4 protein-coding genes and 1 pseudogene are annotated in these 4,166 nt (G+C 71.2%); 1 reads left to right on the top strand and 4 read right to left on the bottom strand.

Annotation, left to right across the window (positions count from 1 at the left end):
* Positions 1-299: pseudogene (locus ACIQ3R_RS15920) on the top strand (MFS transporter); the annotation flags it as partial.
* Positions 300-305: 6 nt separating this feature from the next.
* Here ACIQ3R_RS15920 and ftsA read toward each other — a convergent pair.
* From ftsA to ACIQ3R_RS15900, 4 genes are read right to left on the bottom strand one after another with little or no spacing between them, the layout of a single operon-like run.
* Positions 306-1,655: a cell division protein FtsA gene (gene ftsA / locus ACIQ3R_RS15915; protein ID WP_397419835.1), complete on the bottom strand. Its 1,350-nt coding sequence runs from the start codon at positions 1,653-1,655 to the stop codon at positions 306-308.
* 15 nt (positions 1,656-1,670) lie between these two features.
* The gene (locus ACIQ3R_RS15910; RefSeq protein ID WP_397419834.1) at positions 1,671-2,558 is read right to left on the bottom strand and encodes a cell division protein FtsQ/DivIB; all 888 of its coding nucleotides are present in this window, start codon (positions 2,556-2,558) and stop codon (positions 1,671-1,673) included.
* On the bottom strand, positions 2,506-3,477 hold the full coding sequence (locus ACIQ3R_RS15905) for a D-alanine--D-alanine ligase (RefSeq protein ID WP_397419833.1): 972 nt from the start codon (positions 3,475-3,477) through the stop codon (positions 2,506-2,508). The genes ACIQ3R_RS15910 and ACIQ3R_RS15905 overlap by 53 nt, the downstream gene beginning before the upstream one ends.
* 58 nt (positions 3,478-3,535) lie before the next feature.
* Positions 3,536-4,165: a ribonuclease HII gene (locus ACIQ3R_RS15900; RefSeq protein ID WP_397419832.1), complete on the bottom strand. Its 630-nt coding sequence runs from the start codon at positions 4,163-4,165 to the stop codon at positions 3,536-3,538.
* Position 4,166: the final 1 nt, after the last annotated feature.

Here is a 4,166-nt window from a genome sequence, read left to right as displayed (position 1 = left end):
TCTTCTCGGCGTTCCAGGGCGGGATCGGCGGGGGCTATATCCAGCTGATCACCCCCAACCGGATGCGCGGTCAGGCGCTGGCGGTTTACCTCCTGGCCACCAACCTGCTCGGCATGGGGCTAGGCCCCACGGTGGTGGCGGCGATCACCGACTACGGCTTCGGCGACGACGGGGCGCTCAACCGCTCCCTGGCGGTGTTCGGCGTGGTGATCATCCCGCTGGCCGCGCTGATCATGCTGGCGGGACTGCGGCGGATGACGCGGGCGCTGCAGGACGCGCGGAGCTGGGCGGAGGCGTAGGCGCGCCTACAGGTTCTCGCGCAGCCACGCGGCGGCTTTCGCCACGGGATTGGCCCCGACCTCAAGGGGTTCGCGGCGAAGCTTGGCGCTGGAGAGCTGGCGGGTGGAAACCGCTTCGCGGGGGCCGAAAGCCGACCGGTGAAGGATGCCGGCGCAGGCGGTGAAGGCGGGCCCCGAGGCGGCGTCGGCGAGATGCGGCACGCGGCGGGGGCGACCCAGACGCACGGGGCGGTCGAAGACGCGGACGGCCACCTCGCGGACGCCGGCCAGCTGGCTGGCGCCGCCGGTGAGCACCAGGCCCGCGCCCGGTTCAATCGGCGCGCCGGCGGCCTTGAGGCGATCGCGAAGCAGTTCCAGGGTTTCTTCGACGCGCGGGGCGATGATGCCCTTGAGCAGGCTGCGCGGCGCCACGACCGGGCCGGCGCCGGGATCATCGCCGCGCGGCGGAGCTTCGATCATCTCGCGGTCTTCGTTCGCCGAGGCGATGGCCGAGCCGTGCAACGTCTTGATGCGCTCGGCGCCGGCGATCGAGGTCGAGAGGCCGCGGGCGATGTCCTGGGTCACGTGATGGCCGCCAACCGGCACGGTCTCGACATGCACCAGGGAGCCGGCGCGGAACACCGAGGCCGAGGTGGAGCCGCCGCCCATGTCGATGCAGACGCTGCCCAGATCGAGTTCGTCTTCTTCCAGGGCGGCCAGGGCCGAGACGAAGGGGGCAGCGACAACGCCTTCGAGCTGGAGGTGCGCGCGCTCGACGCAGGCGCCCAGGGTGTTGAACACGGTCTCGGCCACGGAAACGACCAGGAGCTCGACGCCGAGGGTCCGGCCGTACATGGCCCGCGGATCGCGCACGCCGCCCTGGCCGTCGACGGCCCAGGCCACCGGCAGGATGTGGATCGCCCGCCGACCCGGCAGCTTGATCTGGGCCAATGCGTTCTGGATGGCGCGGACGAGGTCGTTGTCGCCGATCGGCCGGGCGCCGATGGAGACGCGGCCCTGGACGCGGGAGCCGGTGAGCTGGCCGCCCGCCGTGGCCACGACCACGCCCTGGACGTTGACGCCGGCCACGGTCTCGGCGCGCTCGACGGCCTGGGCGATGGCTTCAGAGGCCTCGTCGAGATTGACGATCGAGCCGCCGCGCACGCCGCGCGACTGGACATAGCCGACGCCGCAGGTGGTGAGGGTGCGGTCGCCGCGACGCACGCCGTCGGGCTTCATGATGAAACAGGCGACCTTGGAGGCGCCGAGGTCGACGGCGGCGATGATCTTGGGCGGCGCCAGCGCGGCCTTCAACCCGTCGCGCCCATCCTTGCGGGCGGTCTTCTCAGCGGGTAGGCGCTCAGCGGTCTTCAGCATCGTCGTTCGGTCTCGTCAGGCGTCTTCGGCGGGGGTTGGGGCGGGCGTTTCGGCGGGGGCGGTCAGCGGCGCGGGGGCGCGCGGGCGGACAGCGATGGTGTCGGGGTTGCGCAGGTCGATGCGCTCAAAGCCGAGGTCGAGGATGCGGGAGCGCAGATCCAGCGTCTCCAGACGCATCAGGGCGGCTTCTTCGTCGGCGGCCGGCAGCTGGATCAGGCCGCCATCCTTCAAGCGCAGATCCCATCGGCGGTCGTCGACGCGCACCAGCGCCTCCATCCGGGCCATCAGGCGCGGACGCTGGACCAGGATCGGCAGGATCTCGCCCGCGTGCTGGTCGCCGCCGGCGCCGACGACGAGCGGCAGGGCGGAGAAGCGGCCGGGGTCAGCCTCAGGGATCGGCCGTCCGTCAGCGTCGATGACCACCGTGCGGCCCCTGTGCTGCCAGACGGCGAGCTGACGGCGTTCCTTGACCGAGAGCACTAGCGTGTCGGGCAGCAGCCGCACGACATGGGCTTCCTGGACCCAGCCGACCTTTTCCACCCGGGCGCGGACTTCGGCGAGATCGAGGCCCAGCAGCGGCTGGCCATCATGGACGCCTGCGGCGCGGATGATGTCGGCGCGGGCCATCGGCGAGGCGCCTTCCACATGCACCGCGCGAACCTGGAAGCCGGCCTGGCCGAAGTGACCGTCGACGCCGGTCTGGACCATCTGGACGACATGGGCGCCGCGTCCGCCTGTGAGCAGCACCGCTGCAAGCGCCAGGGTGAGGACACCGCCCGACAGCATCAGGACACGGGCGGGGGATAAACGCACGCGATCGGCCTCGGCCGCGCGGGCGCGAGGGGCGGGCTTAGCGGCCGTCTTGGCCTTGGTTTGCGACGCTCCCCGCGTTCCCCCCCGCATTGGCGTAGGCGTCCTCCGTGATCCAAAGCACCAGGTCGTCGAAGCTCACCCCGCCCGCCGCCGCCTGCTCGGGTACGAGCGAGGTGGGGGTCATCCCAGGCTGAGTGTTCACCTCCAAGAGGACCAGAACGTCGTTAATGTCGTCATAACGCAGGTCCGACCGGGTAACGCCTCGGCAACCCAGGGCGGCGTGGGCGCGTTCGGAGAGTTCCTTTGCTTTTTCCGCGACATGCGCCGGAATTCGGGCCGGAACGACGTGTTCCGAGCCGCCCTCGCCGTACTTGGCTTCGTAGTCATAGAAGCCGGTGCGTGGAATTATTTCGGTAACGTTCATGGCGCGACCGTCCATCACCCCGACGGCGAGTTCCAGCCCGCGGATGTAGGGCTCAATCATCACCTCTTCGCCATAGGTCCAGGCGGGCGCGACGATCTCCTGTGGCGGGCTGTTGGCGCCCTCAAACACCAGGAACACGCCGACGGAAGAGCCCTCGGCGTTGGGCTTGACCACATAGGGCGGCGCCATGACGTGGCCGGCGGCGGCCACATGGCGGTTGAAGAGCCCGCCGCCCGGCACCGTGACGCCGGCGGCGGCCAGCACGGCCTTGGACTTGGCCTTGTCCATGGCCAGCGCCGAGGCCAGCACGCCGCAGTGCGTGTAGGGCACGCCGAGCGTCTCCAGAACGCCCTGGACGCAGCCGTCCTCGCCCCAGGCGCCGTGCAGCGCATTGAAGCAGACATCGGGCTTGATGCGGGTCAGCACGGCGGCGACATCGCGGCCGGCGTCGACGCGGGAGACCTTGGCGCCGAGGCGCTCCAGCGCGTCCGCGCAGGCCGCGCCCGAAACGAGGCTCACCTCGCGCTCGGAGGAGAGCCCGCCCATCAGCACGGCGACGTGGTGTCCGGAAAGCGGGGCGGCCATGGGCGACTCAATCGGCTGAAGGGATGTGCGTCCGCCGTGGCGGAGGGCGCGGAGAGCGTCAAGCGCGGCTGTGCAGCGGTGATGCAGCCCGGGCGGCGAGAAGGTCGCGGATCGGCTTCCATCCCATGCGGTGGGCGGGGCAGGGGCCGTGGGCGGCGAGGGCGGCGACGTGCTCGGCGGCGTGGTAGCCCTTGTGGCGGGCGAAGCCGTAGGCCGGATAGCGCGCGTCGAGCTCGATCATCAGCCGGTCGCGCGCCGTCTTGGCCAGTATGGAGGCGGCGGCGATGGAGAGCGAGAGACCGTCGCCGCCGATGAGGGTTTTCACCGGCAGGCCGACGTCGAAGGGGTAGTTGCCGTCGATCAGGGCGAGCCCCGGCGCGGGCGAGAGCGCCTGAACCGCGCGTCGCATGGCCAGACCCGTGGCGGCCAGGATGTTGAGCGCCTCGATCTCCTCCACCTCGGCGAAGGCCACGGACCAGGCGCGGGCGCGGGCCTTGATCTCGACCTCCAGGGCGCCGCGGCGGCGTTCGGTAAGTTGCTTGGAGTCGTTGAGGCCCACTGGGATGTCGGCGGGATCGAGGATCACGGCGGCGGCGGAAACCGGCCCGGCCCAGGGGCCGCGGCCCGCCTCGTCGACCCCGCAGACGAGGGTCGGTCGCAGGGCGGCTTCGAGGACGAAGGTGGGGATG

Origin of the sequence: Phenylobacterium sp. (assembly GCF_044371015.1) — a bacterium.
Taxonomy (GTDB): domain Bacteria; phylum Pseudomonadota; class Alphaproteobacteria; order Caulobacterales; family Caulobacteraceae; genus Phenylobacterium.
The sequence above is the reverse complement of the archived record's forward strand: the minus strand, read 5'-3'. Positions and strand labels throughout refer to the sequence as shown.

Bases quoted from the DNA above. Each gene is read 5' to 3' on its own strand.
- ftsA (WP_397419835.1), bottom strand. From the start codon at position 1,655: ATGCTGAAGACCGCTGAGCGCCTACCCGCTGAGAAGACCGCCCGCAAG.
- ACIQ3R_RS15910 (WP_397419834.1), bottom strand. From the start codon at position 2,558: ATGCGGGGGGGAACGCGGGGAGCGTCGCAAACCAAGGCCAAGACGGCC.
- ACIQ3R_RS15905 (WP_397419833.1), bottom strand. From the start codon at position 3,477: ATGGCCGCCCCGCTTTCCGGACACCACGTCGCCGTGCTGATGGGCGGG.